At 69.6% G+C, this 20,926-nt stretch carries 22 protein-coding genes, 1 tRNA gene and 2 pseudogenes; 6 read left to right on the top strand and 19 right to left on the bottom strand.

Annotated elements, in window-relative coordinates:
* Positions 1–20: 20 nt before the first annotated feature.
* Positions 21–677, top strand: coding sequence for an SDR family oxidoreductase (locus ACGFU7_RS05170; protein ID WP_393692423.1), 657 nt, complete (start codon positions 21–23; stop codon positions 675–677).
* A gap of 120 nt (positions 678–797) precedes the next feature.
* On the opposite strand, the gene ACGFU7_RS05175 is transcribed toward ACGFU7_RS05170, so the two are convergent.
* The 4 genes and pseudogenes from ACGFU7_RS05175 to ACGFU7_RS05190 form a co-directional block, all read right to left on the bottom strand.
* Positions 798–1,172, bottom strand: a complete 375-nt coding sequence (locus ACGFU7_RS05175; RefSeq protein WP_393692425.1) for a DUF523 domain-containing protein — start codon at positions 1,170–1,172, stop codon at positions 798–800.
* A 355-nt stretch (positions 1,173–1,527) separates the two neighbouring features.
* Positions 1,528–3,237: a glycine-rich protein gene (locus tag ACGFU7_RS05180; RefSeq protein WP_393692427.1), complete on the bottom strand. Its 1,710-nt coding sequence runs from the start codon at positions 3,235–3,237 to the stop codon at positions 1,528–1,530.
* 739 nt (positions 3,238–3,976) lie between these two features.
* Positions 3,977–4,645, bottom strand: coding sequence for a YdcF family protein (locus tag ACGFU7_RS05185; RefSeq protein WP_393692429.1), 669 nt, complete (start codon positions 4,643–4,645; stop codon positions 3,977–3,979).
* Between the two features lie 2 nt (positions 4,646–4,647).
* Positions 4,648–4,800 (bottom strand): annotated as a pseudogene (locus ACGFU7_RS05190) (UTRA domain-containing protein); the annotation flags it as partial.
* Here ACGFU7_RS05190 and ACGFU7_RS05195 point away from each other — a divergent pair.
* Positions 4,792–5,016 (top strand): annotated as a pseudogene (locus tag ACGFU7_RS05195) (site-specific integrase); the annotation flags it as partial. The pseudogenes ACGFU7_RS05190 and ACGFU7_RS05195 overlap by 9 nt on opposite strands.
* 162 nt (positions 5,017–5,178) lie before the next feature.
* On the opposite strand, the gene ACGFU7_RS05200 reads toward ACGFU7_RS05195, so the two are convergent.
* Positions 5,179–5,260 (bottom strand) — tRNA-Tyr (locus tag ACGFU7_RS05200).
* Between the two features lie 215 nt (positions 5,261–5,475).
* On the opposite strand from ACGFU7_RS05200, the gene ACGFU7_RS05205 reads away from it, so the two are divergent.
* The 3 genes from ACGFU7_RS05205 (at position 5,476) to ACGFU7_RS05215 (ending at position 7,385) form a co-directional block, all read left to right on the top strand.
* Positions 5,476–5,964: a YajQ family cyclic di-GMP-binding protein gene (locus ACGFU7_RS05205; RefSeq protein WP_266931780.1), complete on the top strand. Its 489-nt coding sequence runs from the start codon at positions 5,476–5,478 to the stop codon at positions 5,962–5,964.
* 196 nt (positions 5,965–6,160) lie between these two features.
* Entirely contained in the window at positions 6,161–6,670 is a 510-nt protein-coding gene (locus ACGFU7_RS05210; RefSeq protein ID WP_393692431.1) for a methylated-DNA--[protein]-cysteine S-methyltransferase, read from the top strand.
* A 1-nt stretch (position 6,671) separates the two neighbouring features.
* On the top strand, positions 6,672–7,385 hold the full coding sequence (locus tag ACGFU7_RS05215; protein WP_393692433.1) for an alpha-ketoglutarate-dependent dioxygenase AlkB family protein: 714 nt from the start codon (positions 6,672–6,674) through the stop codon (positions 7,383–7,385).
* Here the strand turns inward: ACGFU7_RS05215 and ACGFU7_RS05220 are convergent.
* Both ACGFU7_RS05220 and ACGFU7_RS05225 read right to left on the bottom strand, forming a co-directional pair.
* Positions 7,346–7,618, bottom strand: coding sequence for a GlsB/YeaQ/YmgE family stress response membrane protein (locus ACGFU7_RS05220; RefSeq protein WP_093897216.1), 273 nt, complete (start codon positions 7,616–7,618; stop codon positions 7,346–7,348). The genes ACGFU7_RS05215 and ACGFU7_RS05220 overlap by 40 nt on opposite strands.
* 107 nt (positions 7,619–7,725) lie before the next feature.
* On the bottom strand, positions 7,726–8,283 hold the full coding sequence (locus ACGFU7_RS05225) for an SMI1/KNR4 family protein (protein ID WP_393692435.1): 558 nt from the start codon (positions 8,281–8,283) through the stop codon (positions 7,726–7,728).
* 126 nt (positions 8,284–8,409) lie between these two features.
* Here ACGFU7_RS05225 and ACGFU7_RS05230 point away from each other — a divergent pair, with 126 nt between their 5' ends.
* Complete coding sequence (locus ACGFU7_RS05230) at positions 8,410–8,811, top strand: YccF domain-containing protein (protein ID WP_393692437.1); 402 nt, start codon at positions 8,410–8,412, stop codon at positions 8,809–8,811.
* 66 nt (positions 8,812–8,877) lie between these two features.
* Here ACGFU7_RS05230 and htpX read toward each other — a convergent pair whose 3' ends face one another.
* The 12 genes from htpX to ACGFU7_RS05290 form a co-directional block, all read right to left on the bottom strand.
* The gene (htpX, locus tag ACGFU7_RS05235; protein WP_393692439.1) at positions 8,878–9,741 is read right to left on the bottom strand and encodes a zinc metalloprotease HtpX; all 864 of its coding nucleotides are present in this window, start codon (positions 9,739–9,741) and stop codon (positions 8,878–8,880) included.
* 216 nt (positions 9,742–9,957) lie between these two features.
* Positions 9,958–10,416, bottom strand: coding sequence for a large conductance mechanosensitive channel protein MscL (gene mscL / locus ACGFU7_RS05240; RefSeq protein ID WP_393692441.1), 459 nt, complete (start codon positions 10,414–10,416; stop codon positions 9,958–9,960).
* Between the two features lie 97 nt (positions 10,417–10,513).
* A complete protein-coding gene (locus ACGFU7_RS05245; RefSeq protein ID WP_393692443.1) occupies positions 10,514–12,067 on the bottom strand; it encodes an NADH-quinone oxidoreductase subunit N in 1,554 nt (517 codons plus the stop codon).
* Positions 12,064–13,638 (bottom strand): NuoM family protein, encoded by a 1,575-nt coding sequence (locus tag ACGFU7_RS05250; protein WP_393692876.1) that lies wholly within the window; start codon positions 13,636–13,638, stop codon positions 12,064–12,066. The genes ACGFU7_RS05245 and ACGFU7_RS05250 overlap by 4 nt, the downstream gene beginning before the upstream one ends.
* Positions 13,639–13,665: 27 nt before the next feature.
* A complete protein-coding gene (locus ACGFU7_RS05255; protein ID WP_393692445.1) occupies positions 13,666–15,666 on the bottom strand; it encodes an NADH-quinone oxidoreductase subunit L in 2,001 nt (666 codons plus the stop codon).
* Positions 15,663–16,076 (bottom strand): NADH-quinone oxidoreductase subunit NuoK, encoded by a 414-nt coding sequence (gene nuoK, locus ACGFU7_RS05260; RefSeq protein WP_393692447.1) that lies wholly within the window; start codon positions 16,074–16,076, stop codon positions 15,663–15,665. The genes ACGFU7_RS05255 and nuoK overlap by 4 nt, the downstream gene beginning before the upstream one ends.
* Positions 16,076–16,639 (bottom strand): NADH-quinone oxidoreductase subunit J, encoded by a 564-nt coding sequence (locus ACGFU7_RS05265; RefSeq protein WP_393692449.1) that lies wholly within the window; start codon positions 16,637–16,639, stop codon positions 16,076–16,078. The genes nuoK and ACGFU7_RS05265 overlap by 1 nt, the downstream gene beginning before the upstream one ends.
* A complete protein-coding gene (locus ACGFU7_RS05270; RefSeq protein WP_393692451.1) occupies positions 16,636–17,286 on the bottom strand; it encodes a NuoI/complex I 23 kDa subunit family protein in 651 nt (216 codons plus the stop codon). Before ACGFU7_RS05270 ends, ACGFU7_RS05265 begins: the two co-directional genes overlap by 4 nt.
* On the bottom strand, positions 17,286–18,254 hold the full coding sequence (locus ACGFU7_RS05275) for an NADH-quinone oxidoreductase subunit H (protein WP_393692453.1): 969 nt from the start codon (positions 18,252–18,254) through the stop codon (positions 17,286–17,288). Before ACGFU7_RS05275 ends, ACGFU7_RS05270 begins: the two co-directional genes overlap by 1 nt.
* On the bottom strand, positions 18,251–19,747 hold the full coding sequence (locus ACGFU7_RS05280; protein ID WP_393692455.1) for an NADH-quinone oxidoreductase subunit C: 1,497 nt from the start codon (positions 19,745–19,747) through the stop codon (positions 18,251–18,253). Before ACGFU7_RS05280 ends, ACGFU7_RS05275 begins: the two co-directional genes overlap by 4 nt.
* Positions 19,744–20,490, bottom strand: a complete 747-nt coding sequence (gene nuoB / locus ACGFU7_RS05285; RefSeq protein WP_393692457.1) for an NADH-quinone oxidoreductase subunit NuoB — start codon at positions 20,488–20,490, stop codon at positions 19,744–19,746. The genes ACGFU7_RS05280 and nuoB overlap by 4 nt, the downstream gene beginning before the upstream one ends.
* Positions 20,481–20,882: an NADH-quinone oxidoreductase subunit A gene (locus ACGFU7_RS05290; protein WP_037689408.1), complete on the bottom strand. Its 402-nt coding sequence runs from the start codon at positions 20,880–20,882 to the stop codon at positions 20,481–20,483. Before ACGFU7_RS05290 ends, nuoB begins: the two co-directional genes overlap by 10 nt.
* Positions 20,883–20,926: the final 44 nt, after the last annotated feature.

The following is a 20,926-nucleotide window of genomic DNA, read 5'->3' on the forward strand; positions in this document are numbered from 1 at the left end:
TGCGGCGTACGGTCGTGACCATGCGCATTGTCATCGCTGGTGGACATGGTCAGATCGCGCTGCGGCTGGAGCGGCTGCTCGCCGCGCGCGGGGACGAAGCCGTAGGTGTCATCCGGAATCCGGAACAGAGCGAGGACCTCCGGGCGGCAGGCGCCGAGCCGGTCGTCCTGGATCTCGAATCGGCCTCCGTGGAGGAGGTGGCACAGGTGCTGCGCGGCGCCGACGCGGCGGTCTTCGCGGCCGGTGCGGGCCCGAACAGCGGCTCGGAACGCAAGGAGACGGTGGATCGCGGCGCGGCCGTGCTGTTCGCCGACGCGGCGGAACAGGCGGGCGTACGGCGCTACGTAGTGGTCTCGTCCATGGGCGCCGACCCCGACCACCCGGGCGACGAGGTCTTCGACGCGTACTTGCGGGCAAAGGGCGCTGCGGACGCGTATGTGCGCTCCAGGACCGCACTCGACTGGACGATCCTGCGCCCCGGAATGCTGACGAACGACGCGGGCACGGGGATGGTCCTCCTGACCGCCTCGGCCGGCCGCGGACCGGTGCCACGCGACGATGTGGCGGCGGCGCTGCTGGAGCTGCTGGAGACCCCGGCGACGGCGGGGCTGACCCTGGAACTCATCTCGGGGAGCATGCCGGTGGCGGTCGCCGTGAAGGACGTGGCGGGGAACTGAACCGTAGAACTGAGCCGTTGAGTTGAACCGTTGAGTGGAACTGAACCGTTGAACTGAGCCGTTGATACGGCTTTCTGACGGCTGTACGCCCGGTCTCGGCCGGCGGGCCGCCGCCTCGGTTCAGCCGCCCGGCGCCGGGCGAACCGTGATGCCGTGGCGCTCCAGCAGGGCGGCGGTGACCCCGTCGCCCTCGCGGAACTCGCCCGTGAACGTACCGTCATAGACCGTGCCGCGCCCGCAGGAAGGGCTGCGCGCCATCAGCAGCGCCTCGGTGCACCCGGCCCTGCGCGCGGTCTCCAGCGCCCGCTGGGCGCCGTCCACGAACTCCTCCGTCACGTCGTGCCCGGCGTCGTCGACGACACGGGCGCGGCCGTCCAGCACGTCGTGGCCGTCGCCGCCGACGATCTCGGCGGGGCGGCGCGGGGTGGTCAGTCCGGCGGCGACCTCGGGGCAGAAGGCGACGGGGCGGCGGTCCACTAGTAGCCGTTCCCCCATACGGTCCGCAGCTCGTGCGGCTTTTTCTGCTGCTGCTTGAAGGAACCGGGCTTTGTCTGGGAGACCCTGGAAGAGCACTGTGCTGCTGGTCGCTGTCGCGACCGACGCATTACGAGTTGTCCGATCTTGCCCCAAGGCAGTCCAGGGGCGTCCGGTCACCGCATGTCTCCGCAGCTCATCGACGCCCACGGGCTACCCCGTACGCCCATGGATCCGGCGTCAGGTGAGACCACAACTCAGACCCTCGCTGCCATTCCTCGCAAGGCAGCATCTGGTCGGCTGGCGCCGTGCAGGGGAACCCGGTCTAGCCGTGGTGAAGAGCGCTGCCTGCCGCCCGCGGCCAGGCTCCGCCTGACTAAGGGTGTCCCAGGGGCGACTGAGGCTCACGGACTGGGAGTCGTCGACCAGTGTCACCAGGGGGACCGGCGAGGGGCACGAACGGTTTGCACTGGTGGCGCAGGATGCGTTCGGTGACCGAGCCGTGGCCGAGGGGGCAGCTCGCGACGTAGTTCTGGCCGTCGGCTGTCAGCAGGGTGATGAACAGCCGCCCGTCGGAGACGAGCAGTGAGACGTTCGCGATCGGGGCCGACGGGTAGCCGGCGATGTTCGACAGCTTGACCCACCGCCCACCGCCACCGCCACCGCCACCGCCACCGCGTGGGAGCTTTCGCTCCTGGATCCAGGCGACGCCCTGGGAGTCGGTCTCCACCACGACGGCGGCGGAGCCGACAGGCACCGAATCGAGGCTGAGCACCGGCCCGACGGGGCCGGTTGCACCCTGCGGGCCGGTGGCCCCCGTCGGGCCGGTTGCGCCGATAAGGCCGGTGTCACCGGTGGCACCGGTCGGGCCCTGAATACCCGCAGCACCGGTCGGGCCGGTGGCCCCCGTCGGGCCGGTTGCGCCGATAAGGCCGGTGTCACCAGTGGCACCGGTCGGACCCTGCACACCCGCAGCACCGGTCGGGCCGGTGGCCCCCGTCGGGCCGGTTGCGCCGATAAGGCCGGTGTCACCAGTGGCACCGGTCGGGCCCTGCACACCCGCAGCACCGGTCGGGCCGGTGGCCCCCGTCGGACCCTGCACACCCACAGCACCCGTCGGACCCGTGACACCGACGGCGCCTGTGGCGCCGGTCGGGCCGGTCGGGCCGGTCGGGCCCGTGGGGCCGATGGGTGAGGTGTAGATGATGGTGATACTCGCAACAGCGCTGGTCACCGCAGGGCCGGTGCCGCCGACGGGTACGAGGGAGGAACCACCGCCCCCACCACCCGCGTTCCCTACTGGGTCGACCGAGAAGTTGAGGTTTCCGCCTCCGCCTCCGCCGTAGTAGCCGCCACCGCCTCCGCCACCCGTATTCACGCCACCGTTGCCGCCGGTCCCGAGCGTGCCGGGTCCACCTCCCGATGTACCGCCGGCCCCGCCTTGGGTGGCGGTCCCTGCCCCGCCGCCGGTTCCTCCGCTGCACCCCCCGTTTACGCCCGACTGGCCGGCGTCCCCGCCCTGGCTTCCCGGGCACCCGGAGCTGAAGCCCTCACCGGCTCCGCCGCCGCCCGCGGCCACAATGAGGCGGGAGTCGGTGGTGGTGAGGGGGACGGTGCGGGGTTGGGTGCGGATGTCGGAGGCTCCGCCTCCTCCGCCGCCGAACCTGGTGCTGCCACCACCGTTGAAGCCGCCGGTGCACAGCGAGGTCGGGTAGCAGGATCCGTCGTTGGTGGCGCTGCCGCCTACTTCGACATAGAGAGTCTGTCCGCTGGACAGTCCGGTAAAAGTGCCCAAGACCTGAGCGCCACGGCCGCCGGGCGCGTTGTTGACACCCTCCAGGCCACCGGCGGCGCCGATCGCCGTGACATCGACTTGCGTGACGCCGCTGGGGACGGTGAACGTCTGCTCGGCGCCGGTAAAGGCGAACGCACAGGTCGTGGTGGAACCTGACGTCGTGCAACTGCCCTGCGCGTGGGCGGTCCCGGACAGCACCACCGGGGTGATACCGGCAACACAGAGCATGCTGGCCGCAGCGATCAGCGCACGTCGACGGCGGCCCGCCGAACCGGCAGGGTATCCGCTCACACCGCAGCCTGACTGACCGGAAGCAACTGACAGTGAGAACGGCACGATCTACTCCCAGAAGGCGGAAAGGCGGTCTCTCGGCAGGGTTTGCCTTCCGCCACTCTGGATCAGGCAGCCCGGCCCCCGACCGGTAACTGATCTGACACACCGTCGATTCACCCCGGCGGACCCTGCCGAGTGCTTTCCTGGTGGTCAGGTAGTAGGTATGCAAGTACGGTTACTCAGAGATCTGACCCGCATCTACCCGTCGCGTTGAACGTGGGCCTGCTTCGGGGAATGGTGAGAATCACCGGCGCGAATCACAACCGCGTATCTCTTGAGCCGACGGGTGTGCTGTTCGCGCAGCTCTTCGGCCCGTCGGGGCCTACCGCGCACCGGCGGTTCACCGAGTGGAGCCGAGCACGGGTGTAGCCGTGGAGCCGACTGCCCCAGCCACGACGTGCCCCTTCTCTGAGGTCAGGCGGCTGATTGCTCAAGGCGCGGCGCGGGCGCCGGCCGGGCTGAAGCCGGGCGGAGACAGGAGCGCAGGCCCGGCCGGGGGCCGGGCCGCGCGCGGTGAGCGGAGCGAGCCGCCTTGATGAAGTAGAGAAAGTTCTACCGCGCTGGGATCACGACGGTTTTCAAGACCGGCTGGTCCATGGAGAGCGAACCTGCTCCGACCTGGGTATTCAGCGCCCAACGGGCTGTGCGGGAGGTGGCCTTGGCCGCAGGATGGCCGCGAGGCCCCAGAAACGCGCTCTCAGCGACGCGTTCCGGCGTCGTCTGCCACGAGTCGACTCGTGAAGCCCGCATGACACAGGCGCTCGTAGGCCGCCGCCACATCGTGCGGCACCGACTGGCTGATCATGAATCCCTGATCTGGGTAGATCAGTAGCCGCTGCAACGCGCCGACGAGCATGTCGAGCACCAGCCGAGCGTCACCGATGGAATCGACATAGTCGTCAAACGTCATAGGTGTGGATGCACTCACGATCTCGACATCGGGCCACAGCTTGCGCGCCGTCGCGTACGCGCGCCGTTCCTCGTACGGCTTGCTGATCAGCAGGACCGACGAGACGTCCGCGCCGGATTCTTCGAGCAGGGCTTTCGAGAAGCGGATGTTCTCCCCGGTATTGCGCGCGTTGGGTTCAACGAGCACATCGGAACCGGGAACCCCCAGTTCCAATGCCCGCTCGCGGTAGTGCACGGCTTCTCCGCGAGGCATTCGCTCGCGCGTCGTACGACTTGTAGCGCCCGTGAAGACGATGAGCGGCACCATGCCGCGCTGGTACAGGTTCACCGCAGTGTCGGCCACGCCCAGGTCATGGCTGCCCAGGCCGACCGCCACCGAGCACGGCCGCAGCTCATGATGCATCTGGTGGAACTCCCACAGCTGCCGTGCATCCGCCCATGACTGCGCCGAGATCACTGCTACGCCCTTCCGCCCTGTGCCGAGTCAGGCACCTTGAAGTCATACGACCAAGCAAACCGCGACGCGGCGTGCACACCGATCGCATACTCCACCGCGGTGCCATCCGCTGTGTACGTCGTCCGGCGCAACTCGACGACCGGCTCGCCCTCACGCCGCTCCAACGCTCTTCCCTGCTCGCGAAGCGGCCGTACGACCTACGTCATGCGGCTGTCTCGACCTGGCTCAGTTCAGGTGTGGAGCCACAGGTGGTTGCGCAACGCGCCGGCCACAGTGCGGCCGTCCTCTTCCGCGTCTACGCCAAATGTCTGGAGGGGGCCGCAGCGACGGCGAACGCACGGATCGAAGCAACGCTGAGGAGCGGGAGATAGGCGTCCCACGCTGCCCCACGCCCGCCCCACACAAGCTGGTCAGCACGCGAAACAGGGTGAGACACACCGGTACAAAGCACTCATGCGCGCCCATTCTCGCTCCGGCATGCAGAAAAGGCCCGTGATCAGCGTCTCCGCTGATCACGGGCCCTTCTATTCCAGTGGCGGCGCCAGGGTTCGAACCTGGGTAGGCTGAGCCGGCAGATTTACAGTCTGCTCCCTTTGGCCACTCGGGCACACCGCCAGGGATTGCTGCCGTGAGAACCGCTTTGCGGCGGTGCTCCGTGGCAACGACGTAAACGATACCCGATGCCCGGGGGTGCTACGCCACTGGATTGATCAGCGGCCCGACCGGGCGTGGGTGGCTAGGCTTTGATCGGCGACGCGGGGCCGACAGGCCCGCAGCCGCCCGTATGCACCCCCGATTCCCAGCACCCCCGATACAAGGAGCCACACGTCATGGCCGACTCCAGTTTCGACATCGTCTCGAAGGTCGAGCGGCAGGAGGTCGACAACGCCCTCAACCAGGCCGCCAAGGAAATCTCGCAGCGTTACGACTTCAAGGGCACCGGTGCCTCGATCTCCTGGTCCGGCGAGAAGATCCTGATGGAGGCGAACGGCGAGGAGCGGGTCAAGGCGATCCTCGACATCTTCCAGTCCAAGCTGATCAAGCGCGGCATCTCGCTGAAGTCGCTGGACGCGGGCGAGCCGCAGTTGTCCGGCAAGGAGTACAAGATCTTCGCCACCATCGAGGAGGGCATCTCCCAGGAGAACGCCAAGAAGGTGGCGAAGATCATTCGCGATGAGGGCCCGAAGGGCGTCAAGGCACAGGTCCAGGGCGATGAGCTGCGGGTCAGCTCGAAGAGCCGGGACGATCTGCAGGCCGTGCAGGCGTTGCTGAAGGGCCAGGACTTCGACTTCGCCGTGCAGTTCGCGAACTATCGGTAGGTCTCCGGCAGGCTTCCGGCAGGTCTTGCGCCTTCCGCGTGCGGGGTGGTGCGGAGGGGGACGCGCCGCTCCGCCCCGCAGCCGGGATGCGATGTCCGAATACCGCCGGTCGCGGCGGAGCGGGGGACGCAGACTTGTTCATGTCGGACGACGATCCTGTCGAATTCCGGCATGACGGGCAAGGAGAGGGACAGTCATGACCATGTACGCAACGGTCGACAGCCCGCTGGGCGAGCTGCTGCTGGTCGGCGAGGAAGCCACCGGTACGGACGGCAAAGTCGCGCTCGCCTCGCTCTCGCTGCCCGGCCAGAAGGGCGCCGCAGTCGTCCAGGACGGGTGGACCCACGCGCCGGAGGCCTTCGCCGGGATCGCCGCACAGCTGCGGGAGTACTTCGAGGGGCGGCTGACCCGCTTCGACATCGTGTACGCGGACGGTCTGGGCACCGACTTCCAGCGCCGGGTCTGGGCGGCGCTCGACACCGTCCCGTACGGGGAGACCGTGTCGTACGGACAGATCGCCGAACGGATCGGTACGCCCGGGGCGGGCGTGCGGGCCGTGGGGACGGCGATCGGGCGCAATCCGCTGCTGGTCGTACGGCCGTGTCATCGAGTGATCGGCGCGGACGGGGCCTTGCGGGGTTACGCGGGTGGCCTGGAGCGCAAGGAACAGCTTCTGGGACTGGAAGGCGCCCTGGCGGCGCGCTGAGATGTCCGGGCTCTTTCCGAGGCCACAGGCCGTTGTCGCGCCGGGGGCCGTGCATGTGCCCGAGTGGCTGTCGCCGGAGCGCCAACGGGAGTTGGTGGCGGCCTGCCGGGAATGGGCGCGGGGGCCTGTGCCCTTGCGGCACACGGCACTGCCGGGTGGCGGGGTGATGTCCGTACAGACGGTCTGTCTGGGGTGGCACTGGCAGCCGTACCGGTATTCGCGCACGGCCGACGATGTGAACGGTGCGCGGGTCGCCGAATTCCCCGACTGGCTGGCGGATTTGGGGCGGGAGGCGCTGGCCGAGGCGTACGGGGACGAGAGCCCGGTCCGGACGTACGCGCCGGACACCGCCCTCATCAACTTCTATGACGGCGCGGCGCGGATGGGCATGCACCAGGACAAGGAGGAGCGGTCCGGCGCTCCGGTGGTGTCACTCAGCATCGGCGACACCTGTGTCTTCCGCTTCGGGAACACGGAGAACCGCGGAAAGCCCTACACGGATGTGGAGTTGGCCTCCGGCGACCTGTTCGTCTTCGGCGGCCCTTCACGCTTCGCGTTCCACGGTGTGCCGAAGGTCTGCCCGGGGACGGCCGACCCCGCGACGGGGATGAGCCGTGGCCGGCTCAATCTGACCCTGCGCGAGACCGGGTTGGGCACACCCGGCGCCGACGGGCATCAGCGACGTTCGCGGGAGTTCCCGAAGAGCAGCCGGTAGACGATCAGCAGGACCAGCGAACCGCCGATGGCCGCGACCCAAGTCGCCGTGTCGTAGAAGTCGTTGGAGATCGGGCGGTCGAGGAAGCGCGACGATATCCAGCCGCCGAGGAAGGCGCCGATGATCCCGATGAGGGTGGTGCCGACCAGGCCACCCGGGTCGCGGCCCGGGAGCAGGACCTTGGCGATGGCCCCGGCAAGCAGTCCGAGAATGATCCAACCAATGATGCTCATGCGTGCGAACCTACCCGTCACTCGGTCTTGGAATCCAAGACGTTCCTGCCGGTCGGGCGGTTGCAGTGCGCGGCCCGCGAACGATCCGCACCCCGCTTGCCCATGAGTCATACGCGGGCGCTGAAATCCGGCCAGGCCTCCATGTCGGCCCCTTCGTCCTCGGACTCCTCGGAGTGCCACGCGGTGCCGTCCAGCCAGTTGCGCAGCCACTGGGCGAGGTCGGGCTGATCCACGTACCAGGCGTGCTCCGGCTCGTCGGCGTTCGGCTCGAAGAGCAGCACCGTGGTGTGTTCGCTGCGGCAGTCCACGCAGGAGTACATCCCGCAGCCCAGGCTGCATATCGGCAGCACGCCCTCCGGCCACGGCCACTCGCCCTCCTCGGTCGCGCTCCGTCGGTGGGCGAGATACTGCGCGACGACGGACTCCTCCCCGTCCGGGGCCCGGTCGCCGATCAGTGGCATCAGACCGTACGCCGGCCCGAAGCCGCCGTTGGCGATCCGGGTGTACAGGGCAGTCAGCAACGGCGGCAGGGCAAACCCGAGGGCGGCTTCGGCCCGTACGACGCCCTCGGCTGGCAGGGGTGCCGGGAGGGGGTACTTCTCCCGGCGCGGGGTGGCGCGTGCGGTCTTCTGTACGGCTGCCAGCAACTGCTCGGTGTCGTTCATGGGTTCATGGTGAACGACGGCACTGACAATCGGACGGGCCCTCTTCCGGTTCCGACTCCTCGTCTCCGGGACCGATACTGGCCTTGAACAGCCCTGACAGGCGAAACTTGCGGAAGGCTAGTGGTCATGAAGCTCGTACAGCTGATCCTGAACGTCTTGTGGGTGGTGTTCTGTGGGTTCTGGATGGCCCTCGGGTACCTGGTCGCGGCAATCATCTGCTTCGTTTTGATCGTGACGATTCCATTCGGTATCGCCTCGCTCAGAATCGCCGGCTACGTGCTGTGGCCATTCGGGCGGACCACCGTGGAGCGGCCCGACGCGGGCGCGCCCTCGTGCGTCGGGAACGTGATCTGGCTCGTCTTCGCCGGGTGGTGGCTCGCACTGGGGCACCTGATCACGAGCATCCCGCTGTTCGTGTCGATCATCGGAATCCCCTTCGGCTGGGCAAACCTGAAGATGATCCCCATCTCGCTCATGCCGCTGGGCCGAGAGGTGGTCTCGACCGACGAAGCGTTCGGAGCCCGCTAGGAGTTGTCGTCGCTCCGGGCCGGACGCCTGCCCTGGCCGGGGCGCGGTTCAATGGCGTCACGGCCCTTACGGGCGATGCCCTGCCATCTTCTCCAGACGTGCGATGCGCTCCGCCATCGGCGGGTGCGTCGAGAACATCTTGGACATGCCCTGACCGGGACGGAAGGGATTCGCGATCATCATGTGGCTCGCGGTCTCGATCCTCGGCTCGGGGGGCAGAGGGAGCTGTTTCGTACCGGCGTCGAGCTTCCGCAGGGCGCTGGCGAGGGCCAGTGGGTCGCCGGTCAGCTGGGCGCCCGAGGCGTCCGCCTCGTATTCGCGGGAGCGGCTCACGGCCAGCTGGATGACGGAGGCGGCCAGCGGGCCGAGGATCATGATCAGCAGCATGCCCAGGATGCCGGGGCCCTCGTCGTCGTCGGACCGGCCCACCGGGATCAGCCAGGCGAAGTTGACCAGGAACATGACGACGGAGGCGAGCGCTCCGGCGACGGACGAGATCAGGATGTCACGGTTGTAGACATGGCTCAGCTCGTGGCCGAGGACTCCACGCAGCTCCCTCTCGTCCAGGATCTGCAGGATGCCTTCGGTGCAGCAGACCGCCGCGTTGCGCGGATTACGGCCGGTGGCGAAGGCGTTGGGGGCCTGCGTCGGGGAGATGTAGAGCCGGGGCATGGGCTGGCGGGCGGCGGTTGAGAGCTCGCGGACCATGCGGTAGAGCTGTGGCGCCTCGAATTCGCTGACGGGGCGGGCGCGCATGGCCCTGAGCGCCAGCTTGTCGCTGTTCCAGTACGCGTAGGCGTTGGTGCCGATGGCTACGAGGAGCGCGACGATCAGGCCCGTACGTCCGAAAAAACTTCCGATGACGATGATGAGTGCGGACAGGCCCCCGAGGAGTACGGCGGTTCTCAGCCCGTTGTGCCGGCGGTGCACGGTACGCCCTCCAAGTGGTGCGGCAGGGGAACCCTTTGCTTGGTGGTCTCCACTCCCCCAGTGGAGCCTCCCGTACTGGTCAACGCCAGGCGAGGAGAGCTAGTTCCCTTGTGCGCGCGGCCGCAGGAACAGGACCTGTCCGGCACTTGCGGCCGGATCAGGCTCTGAGCCGTACGGGTGGGAGGGGCTGTGTGCGTACCGGTCGGCGGCGGGGGCTCAGCGCTGGGCGGGGAGGCCGGCGAGTGCGAGGGCCTCGGGGTCCGGCTTGATCTCGCTGGTGCAGTGGGCGCAGCGGGAGGCGATGGCCGGGATCTCGGTGTAGCAGCGGGGGCAGTCGCGCATGGCGGCCTTGATGTCGACCTTCTCGTCCGCCTTGGTGAAGCGGTTCTGGACCTTCGCCATGGGGACGACGACGCAGAAGTAGAGCACCGCCGCGGTGATCAGGAAGGCGATGGCGGCGGCGAGGAACTTCCCGTACGGGAAGATGGCGCCCTCGATCGAGAACTCCGCCGCGCTGAAGTCGCCGACGGAACCGGTTGCGAGGCCGATCAGCGGGGTGATGAAGGCGGTGCTGAATCCGGTGACGACTGCGGTGAACGCGGCTCCGACGGCCAGCCCGATGGCCATGGAGATGACGTTTCCGCGCAGGATGAAGTCCTTGAAGCCGTTCAGCACTGCTCTTGCTCCTCTGGGATATGCGTACGTGTGTGGGGGTGTGCGGGCATGACCTTGCCCTGTGCGGGCCGTCCCGGGCAAACCGATCTTGCGGATATCAGAAGAGATTGACGGCGGCGAACCTGAGGACTGTCTGCGGAGCACCGGACAGTACGACACCGACGACGGCGGTGAGGGTGATCGCGAGGGTGAGGGAGGCCGGGGTGCTGTGCCTGGTGAGGGCGGGTGCGGCCTCGTCCGCCGGGGCTTCCTCCGGGGCGCGGAAGAGCACCGCGGTCCACTGCAGGTAGTAGTAGAGCGCGATCACGACATTGACGGCCATGACGACGGCGAGCCAGCCGAGTCCCGCGTCGACGGCCGCGGAGAAGACCGTGACCTTGGCGAAGAGGCCGATGATGCCGGGCGGCAGTCCGGCCAGGCAGAGCAGGAAGAAGGCCATCGCGAGGGCGGTGAGGGGGCGGGTGGCGTACAGACCGCGGTAGTCGGAGATCCGGTTTCCGGGGTTCGTACGGGCGACGAGGGCGGCGACCGCGAACGCGCCGAGGTTCACGACGGCGTACATGAGGGCGTACGCGACGGTGGAGCCGATGTGCTCGTCGTTGGAGTACGCGGCGGCGGCGATCGGCACCAGGAGGTAGCCGGCCTGGGCGACGGACGACCAGGCAAGCAGGCGTACGGCGCTGCGGACGCGGGTGGCGTTCTGGCGCAGGGCGGCAACGTTGCCGATGGTCATGGTGAGCGCGGCGAGGACGGCGAGAGCCGGTCCCCAGACGTCGGCGTACGCCGGGAACGCGATCACGGTGACGAGGATGAGGCCGGAGAAGCCGACCGCCTTGCCGACGACCGAGAGGTAGGCGGCGATCGGCAGGGGTGCGCCGATGTAGGTGTCGGGAACCCAGAAGTGGAAGGGCGCGGCGGCCGTCTTGAAGGCAAAACCGACCAGGGTGAGGACGACTCCCGCCTTGGCGAGGGTGTCGAGCTGACCGGGTACGTCGTCGAGCCGGGCGGCGATCTCCGTGAGGTGCAGGGTGCCGGTGGTGGCGTACACGAAGCTGACGCCGAGCAGCATGACGGCGGTCGCGACGACGGAGGAGAGGAAGAACTTCAGTGCGGCTTCGGAGGACCGCCGGTCGCCGCGCTTGATGCCGACGAGGGCGAAGGCGGGCAACGAGGCGACTTCGAGAGCGACGACGAGGGTGGCGAGGTCGCGGGCGGCGGGCAGGAGTGCGGCGCCGGATGCGGAGGACAGCAGGAGGAACCAGAACTCGCCCGCGGGGAGCTTGCGAATGTCACCGAGGGAGAGCAGGGCGGTCAGCAGGGCGCCGCCGAGTACGAGGGCCTGGATGACGAGGGCGAAGTGGTCGGCGGTGTAGCTGCAGGCCCCGGTGCCACTGGTGCCGGTGGTTGCTGTGGTGAGGCAGAAGGTGGAGTGGTCGCCGTCGCGCAGTGGGACGAGGAGGGCGAGTGCGGCGACGAGTCCGGCGATGGTGACCCAGCCGAGGAGCGGCTTGCGTTCCTCGGGGAGGAAGAGGTCGGCAACCAGGACGATCAGGGCGACGGCCGCGACGACGACCGGGGGCGCGATCGCGAGCCAGTCGATGGACTGGACGAGGCTTGCTGCGCTGGTGACGCTTTCGGCGGCCACGGTCACGACTTGCCTCCTGCGAGGAGCTTCTGCACGGCCGGGTCGGTGAGGCCGAGGAGGACGGCGGGCCACAGACCGGCGAGGACGGTGAGGGCGACGAGCGGGGTCCAGGCGGCGAATTCGTACGTCTGGACATCGGCGAGCTGCTGCGGCTCTTCCCGCTTCTCGCCCATGCAGACCCGGCGTACGACGATCAGCATGTACGCGGCAGTGAGCAGGGTGCCGAACGCCGCGATCGACATGAAGGTGAGGAAGGCGGGGCGGCTTAGGCCGTCGGCGGGGTCGAAGGAGCCGAACAGGGCGAGCATCTCGCCCCAGAACCCGGCGAGCCCGGGCAGGCCCAGGGAGGCGACGGCGGCGAAGGCGAGGAGGCCGCCGAGGCGGGGTGCCCGGCCGTAGAGCGCGGCCCCGGTGGCGCCGGAGAGGGTGTCGAGGTCGGCGGTGCCGTACCGGTCCTTGACCGCGCCGACCAGGAAGAAGAGCAGGCCGGTGATGAGGCCGTGGGCGATGTTGGCGAAGAGCGCGCCGTTGACTCCGGTGGGGGTCATGCTCGCGATGCCGAGAAGCACGAAGCCCATGTGCCCGACGGAGGAGTACGCGATCAGGCGCTTGAGGTCGCCCTTGGAGCCGGGGCGGGCCAGCGCCAGGCAGGCGAGCGATCCGTAGATGATGCCGACGACCGCGAAGGCGGCGAGGTAGGGCGCGAAGGTGTGCATCCCGTCGGGGGCGATGGGGAGCAGGATACGGACGAATCCGTACGTACCCATCTTCAGTAGGACGCCCGCGAGCAGGACCGAGCCGACGGTCGGGGCGGCGGTGTGGGCGTCCGGCAGCCAGCTGTGCAGCGGCCACATCGGGGTCTTCACGGCGAGCCCGATGCCGATCGCCAGAACGGCGATGACCTGCACGGACGAGGTGAGCCCACGGCCGTTGTCAGTGGCGAGTGCCACCATGTCGAAGGTGCCGCTCTTCAGTCCGATGAGGAGCAGGCCCAGCAGCATGATCACCGAGCCGAGCAGTGTGTAGAGGATGAACTTCCAGGCGGCGGCCTGTTTCTGCGCACCGCCCCAGCGGGCGATGAGGAAGTACATCGGGATGAGCACCATCTCGAACGCCAGGAAGAACAGCAGCAGATCGAGGACGGCGAAGGTCGCGAGGGTGCCGGACTCCAGGACGAGGATGAGCGCGACGAAGGCCTTCGGGGAGGGGCCCTCAGCCCGCGGCGTCAGCCGCTGATGTTGCAGCTTGAAGTAGCTGTAGAGCGCGCAGAGGAAGGTCAGCAGCGCGGTCAGTACGAGAAGGGGGAGCGAGATGCCGTCGATGCCGAGGTGGATCCGGACGTCCAGCGCCGGGATCCAGCTGATGTCGGTGGTGGCCTGCATCTTCGACGGGTGGTCGTGGTCGAAGCCGGCGGCGAGCACGATCGCGGCGATGAGGATCGCACCGGTGACGGCCACGCCGTGGCGGAGTACGGCCTGGTCGGGGCTGGTTCCCTTCAGTCCGGGCGGGGCCGGCACAAGGGCGGCCACGGCGCCGATGAGCGGGACGACGACGATGAACGCGAGAAGGAACTGCATCACGGATTCGCTGATATCGATCACGGCTCACGACCCGGCGTTGACGTTGGCAAAAACGACGGCGGCGATCGCCAGGACTAGGGAACCGGCGAGCAGTGCGCTGAGGTAGGTCTGCACATTGCCGGTCTGGGCGCGGCGGACGGCGGTGCCGAGCCAGCGTGCGCCGGTGCCGGAGCCGCGTACGTAGGTGTCGACGACCTCGCGGTCCAGGAAGCGGACGAGGTTCGCCGCGGCCTGGACGGGGCGGACGAACAGGGTCGTGTACAGGGCGTCGAGGTGGAAGCCGGCGGCGGCGTGGCGGTGGAGCGGGCCGAGCAGCAGGCGGCCGGGGTCGGCCGGGTCGGGGGCGTCCCCGTCGGTGCCGTAGGCGGCGGTGTGCGCTGACATGGCCTGGGCCTCGACGAGGGCGGGTTCGGCGTCGGGGTGGGCGACGACGGTGCCGACGGGGGTGCGGGCTGCGAGTGCCGATGTGTGGCGCCAGGCGCCGTAGGTGACGAGGCCGCCGACGAGGCCGACGCCCGTGGAGAGGACGGCGGTGGTCAAGGACGGGGTGAGGCTGTGGCCGTCGAACCAGTCGGTGATCGCGCCGACGGTCAGTCCGAAGGCGATGGTGGGGACGGCGAGGACCCAGAGGACGGCGTTCATCGCGACGGGCTGCCTGCCGTGGTCGGGGGCCTCGGCGCCGCGGCCCCGGAAGGCGAGGAGCCAGAGGCGGGTGGCGTACGCGGCGGTGAGGACGGCAGCAAGCAGTCCGGCGACGAGGACGGTCCAGCCGGCGGCGGGCGGGGCGACGTGCCGGTCCCCGAGCGCGGTGTGCTCGGCGGCGACGAGGACGGCTTCCTTGGAGAAGAAGCCGGCGAACGGCGGGATGGCGGCGAGCGCCAGGAGGGCGACGGTCATCGTCCAGTAGGCGTCCGGGATGCGCTTCGTCAGGCCGCCCATACGGGACATGGCGGCCAGCGAGTTGGTCCCGGCGGCGTGGATGACGACGCCCGCAGCGAGGAAGAGGACGGCCTTGAACGCACCGTGGGAGAGGAGGTGGAAGACGGCGGCACCGCGGTCGCCGACGGCCAGCGCGCCGGACATGTAGCCGAGCTGGCCGATCGTCGAGTAGGCGAGGACGCGTTTGATGTCGTCCTGGGCGAGGGCGGCGAGTCCGGAGCCGATCATCGTGATCGCCGCCATCACGGCGAGTACGACAAGGGCCGCGCCGGACTGGGCGAAGACGGGGAGGAGCCGGGCCACGAAGTAGATACCGGCGGCGACCATCGTCGCGGCGTGGATCAGCGCGGAGACGGGGGTGGGGCCGGCCATCGCGTCGGGCAGCCAGGTGTGCAGGGGGAACTGCGCGGACTTGCCCGCGACGCCCGCGAGGAGCAGGAGGGCGATGAGCGTGGGGTGGTCCAGGCCGCCGCTCGCGACGGCGCCCAGGACGCCGGTGATGCGGAACGTTCCGGTGTCGGCGGCGAGCGCGAACAGACCGATCAGAAAGGGGACGTCGCCGAGCTTGGTGACCAGGAAGGCCTTGAGGGAGGCGGCGCGGGCCTCGGACGTCTCCCAGTAGTGGCCGACGAGGAAGTACGAGCAGATGCCCATGATCTCCCAGCCGACCAGGAGCACCATCAGGTCGCCGGAGTAGACGACGAGCAGCATCGCGGAGGTGAAGAGGGAGACGAGGGCCGCGTACGAGGGGTAGCGGGGGTCGTCGCGCAGATAGGCGGTCGAGTAGATCTGCACACAGGTCGCGACGAGCCCGACCAGGATGGCGACGAGGACGGCGAAGCCGTCGAGGTGCAGGGCGAGGTCGATCGGGACCGAGCCGGTGGGGGTGAGCCGGGTCGCCGCGTCGATGGCCCGTCCGCCGCCCTGGTCCGAGGCGACGACTACGGCGAGCACGAAGGCGGCGAGGGTGGGCAGTACGGCGAGGGGGCGTGCGTAACCGGGGGCGCGGCGTCCCAGGAGAAGGCCGGCCGCGGCGCCCAGGAACGGAAGGAGGGGGACGAGGACGGCGAGGGTCGTGGTGGTCACGCGGTGGCCTCTGCCTTCTTTGCCTTCCCTGCCGGAGCAGTGGCCTGGTCTTCGGTGCCGTGGGTCTCGTCGGCCTCGACGCCGGGGAGGGTTTCGGCGGCGTCGGTCTCGGCGGTGTCGCGGAGGCGGTCCACGTCCGAGCTGCCGCGGTTGCGGTGGACGGCGAGGATGATCGCCAGGCCGATGCCGATCTCCGCCGCCGAGATGGCGATGGTGAAGAGGGTGAGGGCCTGGCCGGAGTGCAGGGTGTCGCGGAGCCAGACGTCGAAGGCGACCAGGTTGAGGTTGACGGCGTTGAGCATCAGCTCGACGGACATCAGGACCAGGATCGCGTTGCGGCGGGCGAGCACTCCGTACAGCCCGGTGCAGAAAAGGAGGGCGGCGAGCACGGCGGGATAGGCGAGGTGCATCAGCTCTGCTCCTTACTGCGCTTACGGGACAGGACGATCGCGCCGACGAGGGCGGCGAGCAGCAGGACGGAGAGTGCTTCGAACGGCAGCACCCAGTGCCGGAAGAGGAAGGCGCCGGTCACCTCGGTGGAGCCCTGGGCCGGTCCGTCCAGGTCGATCCAGGTGGCGCGGAAGGCGTCGACGACGACCCAGACGAGCGTGCCGGCGGCGGCGGCCGCCACGCCGAGGGCCGCCCAGCGGTTGCCCGAGTCGGCGTCCGGGGACCGGCCGATGGGGGCCTTGGTGAGCATCAGCCCGAAGAGAAGGAGGACGACCACGGAACCGACGTAGATCAGTACCTGCACCCAGGCGATGAACTCCGCGGTGAGCAGGAGGTACTCGACGGCGAGTCCGCCGAGCGCCACGACCAGCCAGAGGGCGGCATGCACCAGCTGCTTGGTCGTGACGGTGACGAGGGCTGCGCCGAGGGTGGCGATGCCGACGAGGACGAAAGCGATCTCGATGCCGGTCGGGGAGAGGAAGCCGGAGTGGGCGGAGTGGGCCGCGGCGGCTGCGAGTGTCACTCCTCCCCCTCTTCTTCCTTCTGGACCTGCTGGGTCTCCTGGGCCTGCTGTGCCTCTTGGGCCTGCTGTGCCTCTTGGGCTTCCTGCGCCTCCTTGGCGCGCTGGGCTTCGAGCTTCTCCGCCGTCTTGCGGGCGGCGGCGATCTCCTTCGGCTCCTCGGCGCCCGGGTCGAGCGCGGGCGGTTCCGGCACCGTCCACATCCATTCGCGGAGCTTGTCGCGCTCATGCGTGAGTTCGAGGATGTCCGTCTCCGCGTACTCGAACTCCGGCGACCAGAACAGTGCGTCGAAGGGACACACCTCGATACAGATACCGCAGTACATACAGAGCGAGAAGTCGATCGCGAAACGGTCGAGGACATTGCGGCTGCGCTCGCGCCCGCCCGGGGCGGCGGCGGGCACCGTCTCCTTGTGGGAGTCGATGTAGATGCACCAGTCCGGGCACTCACGGGCGCAGAGCATGCAGACCGTGCAGTTCTCCTCGAACAGCGCGATGACACCGCGGGAGCGGGGCGGGAGCTCGGGCTGGACGTCCGGGTACTGCGCGGTGACCGTCTTCTTCGTCATCGTCCGCAGGGTGACGGCCAGGCCCTTGGCCAGGCCGGAGCCGGGGATGCGGGGCCGGGAGGGCGGGAGCGATGCAGCCATCAGTTGATCGCCACCTTCACGATGCCGGTGAGCGCGATCTGCGCGAGAGCGAGCGGGATGAGGGTGGTCCAGGCGAGCTTCTGCAGCTGGTCCTCGCGGAGCCGGGGGTAGCTCACGCGTAGCCAGATGACGACGAAGGCGAGGACCGCGGCCTTGAGGAGCGTCCAGACCCAGCCGAGTCCGTCGGCGCCGAACGGGCCGTGCCAGCCGCCGAGGAAGAGGACGGTGGTCAGTCCGCACAGGACGACGATGCCCGCGTACTCGGCGAGCAGGAACAGCGCGAAGCGGAGGCCGGTGTACTCGGTGTACGCGCCGAAGATGATCTCCGAGTCGGCGATCGGCATGTCGAACGGCGGGCGCTGCAGTTCGGCGAGTCCGGCCACGAAGAAGACCAGGGCGCCGACGATCTGCCAGGGCAGCCACCACCACTCGAAGGCGTTGAGGATGCCCGGGAGCGAGACGGTGCCTGCCGCCATCGCGACGGAGGCGGCGGCGAGCAGCATCGGCAGTTCGTACGCGAGCAGCTGGGCGGCGGTGCGGAGGCCCCCGAGGAGGGAGAACTTATTGGCCGAGGCCCAGCCCGCCATCAGCGAGCCGAGCACGCCGACGCCCATGACGGCGAGCACGAAGAAGATGCCCGCGTCGACGACCTGTCCGACCGCGCCCTCGCTGGGGCCGATCGGGATGGCGACGAGTACGAGGAGGTACGGGAGCAGCGCGACGGCCGGTGCGAGCTGGAAGATACGGCGGTCGGCCTCGGCCGGGACGATGTCTTCCTTCTGCGCAAACTTCACGCCGTCCGCGACGAGCTGGGCCCAGCCGTGGAAGCCACCCGCGTACATGGGGCCGAGGCGGCCCTGCATATGGGCCATCACCTTGTGCTCGGTCTGCCCCACGACGAGGGGGAGGACCATGAACACGGCGAAGACGATGACGAGCCGGAGGGCGACGTCCAGTGCGTCGTTCACGCGGTATCGCCTCCGGCGGGGCGGTCGGGGGTTTCGGGTTGGTTCCCCGGCTCGGGGGCGGGGTCCGGGGGTGGGGTGGTGGGCTGGTCGGTCGCCGTCTCGACGGGAGCGTCCGTGGAGGCGGGAGCGTCCGTGGAGGCGGGAGCGTCCGTGGAGGCGGTGGTGTCGGGGGTGGAGGTGGTGTCGGGGGTGGAGGTGGTGTCGGGGGTGGAGGTGGTGTCGGAGGTGCCGCTGCGCGGGGCCTCTCCCCTGCCCGTCCCTTCCCGAACCGGGGGCTCCGCCCCCGGACCCCCGCTCCTCGATCGCTGGACCGGCTGGGCGGTACCCGGGTCCGGGGGCGCGTCGAGGGGCTGAGGGGTACCCGGTCCCGGGGTGGTGCCATGCGGCTGGGGGGTACCCGCGCCGTCGGTCGTGTCGAGGGGCTGAGAAGTACCCGGTTCCGCAGGGGCATCGAAGGCCGGGCGGGCGTGGTGCCAGGGGGCGTCGCTGCTTCCGGGCTGCGGCGCCGGGTTCGTCTGCGACGGCTCCGAGGCCGGTCGGCTCGGACCTGCCCCGCCCGGGGCTGCCCGGCCAGAGGCCGAACCCGTCCCGCCCGGGGCTGCCTGGCCAGAGGCCGAACCCGTCCCCGTCCCCGCCCCCGACGCGTCCGGTCCTGCCTGTTCCGGTGTCTCGGGCCCCGCCCCCGCCGTCCCCGGCTTGGCTGCCTCGCGCTGCTGGCCGGCCGAGCCCTGGGAGGCGCTGCGGGTGCGGCGCGGGGTTGCGGGAGGTGTGGGCTCGGCGGCCGGGGCTGTCGGCTCCGGCTGCTGGGTGGCCGAGCCCTCGGTCACGCTGCGGGTGCGGCGTACCGGGCGGTCGCCCGCCGCGCGCGGGGTGCGGGCCGGGCGGGACGGGGCCGGTGGGAGCTGGCCCTTCAGGGGGCCCCATTCGTTCGGGTCGGGGACGCCGGGCGGCAGCATCGTGCGCCGCTTCGGGCCGCCGTGCTCCGACTCGCCCGGCTCCTTCGCGCCCGGCCATGCCTTCGCGACGCGTGCCGCCAGCACGAAGTCCTTGCGCAGCGGGTGGCCTTCGAAGCCCTCGGGCAGCAGCAGCGGCACCAGGTGCGGGTGGCCCTCGAAGCCGATGCCGAACATCTCGTGTGTCTCGCGCTCGTGCCAGGCGGCGCCCGCGTAGACGTCGATGGCGCTCGGAAGGACCGCCGCCTCATGCGGAACGGTCGTACGGATCAGGAGCCGACGGACCTTGTCCCCGGCCAGGGAGGCGACATGCGCACAGACCCGGAAGCCGGTGCCCGGTTCGTCGACCGCGCTCAGCCAGTCGAAGTAGGTGCAGCCCAGCCGGTCACGGGCCGTTTCGAGGGCGGCGATCCAGGAGGCGGCCGGTACGTCGACGGTCAGCAGGTCGTACGCGTACTCCGCCGTCGCGTCCTCGCCGAAGAGCTCGGCGACGGCGTCCGGCAGGCGGTCGTAGGCGTCGGCAGCAGGGGTGCCGGTCATGCGCGGTCCTCCCCCGGTGTCGGCGGGGCGGCGACCAGGCCGCTGCGCAGTGCGGCGGTGGAGGGACGGCCGGCGCCACCCGTCGCGTACCGCTCACCCAGCGACTCGCGGGCGATCTTCTCCTGCAGTTTGAGGATGCCCTGGAGGAGCGCCTCCGGCCGGGGCGGGCAGCCGGGGACGTAGACATCGACCGGGATGATCTGGTCGACGCCCTTCGTCACGGAGTACGAGTCCCAGTACGGGCCGCCGCAGTTGGAGCAGGCGCCGAAGGAGATGACGTACTTGGGCTCGGGCATCTGCTCGTACAGCCGCTTCACGGCCGGGGCCATCTTGTCCGTCACCGTGCCTGAAACGATCATGAGGTCGGCCTGGCGCGGGCCCGGTGCGAACGGGATCACGCCGAGCCGGATGAAGTCGTGCCGGGCCATGGAGGCGGCGATGAATTCGATGGCGCAGCAGGCGAGCCCGAAGTTGAAGACCCAGAGGCTGTAGCGGCGGCCCCAGTTCAGGACCACCTTCATCGGCTCGGGAGCCAGGCGCGACAGGACGCCGAGCCGCTTGGGCTCCGGCAGGAACGTCGGAACGGGTTGCGGTTCGGACCCCACCCCGGGCTGCGGTTCGGACGCCGATTCGGGCTGCAGTCCGGACGTCGATTCGGTCTGCGGTGCGGGCGCCGGCTCGGGCTCCTGCTCCGGCTGCGTCGCGGGCCGGTGCTCGGGGGGCGGCGGGCTCGTCACGTCCATTCGAGGACGCCCTTCTTCCATGCGTAGAGCAGTCCTACGGCCAGGAAACCGAGGAAGATGAACATTTCCACCAGAGTCGTCGCCCCATATCCGGGTGCGGCGAATACGGTCGCCCACGGAAACAGGAAGATCGAGTCGACGGCGAAGATCACGTACAGGAAGGCATACACGTAATAACGGACCTGGGTATGTGCCCATCCTTCACCCACCGGGTCCACGCCGCACTCGTACGTCAGGAGTTTCTCCGGCGTGGGAACCACGGGGCGCAGCAGCCGGCCGGCCCCGAAGGCGACGGCGACGAACAGCACGCCGATCACAGCGAGCAGTCCGACCACGGAATAGCTGTGGAAGTAGTCCGACGCGAGAACGGTCGATTCCGGCAGGTCCGCCACGTCCGCCCCTCGCTCCCTCAAACCCGTTCGATGATCTGTCGACG

The organism is Streptomyces sp. NPDC048473 (assembly GCF_043200155.1).
GTDB lineage: Bacteria > Actinomycetota > Actinomycetes > Streptomycetales > Streptomycetaceae > Streptomyces.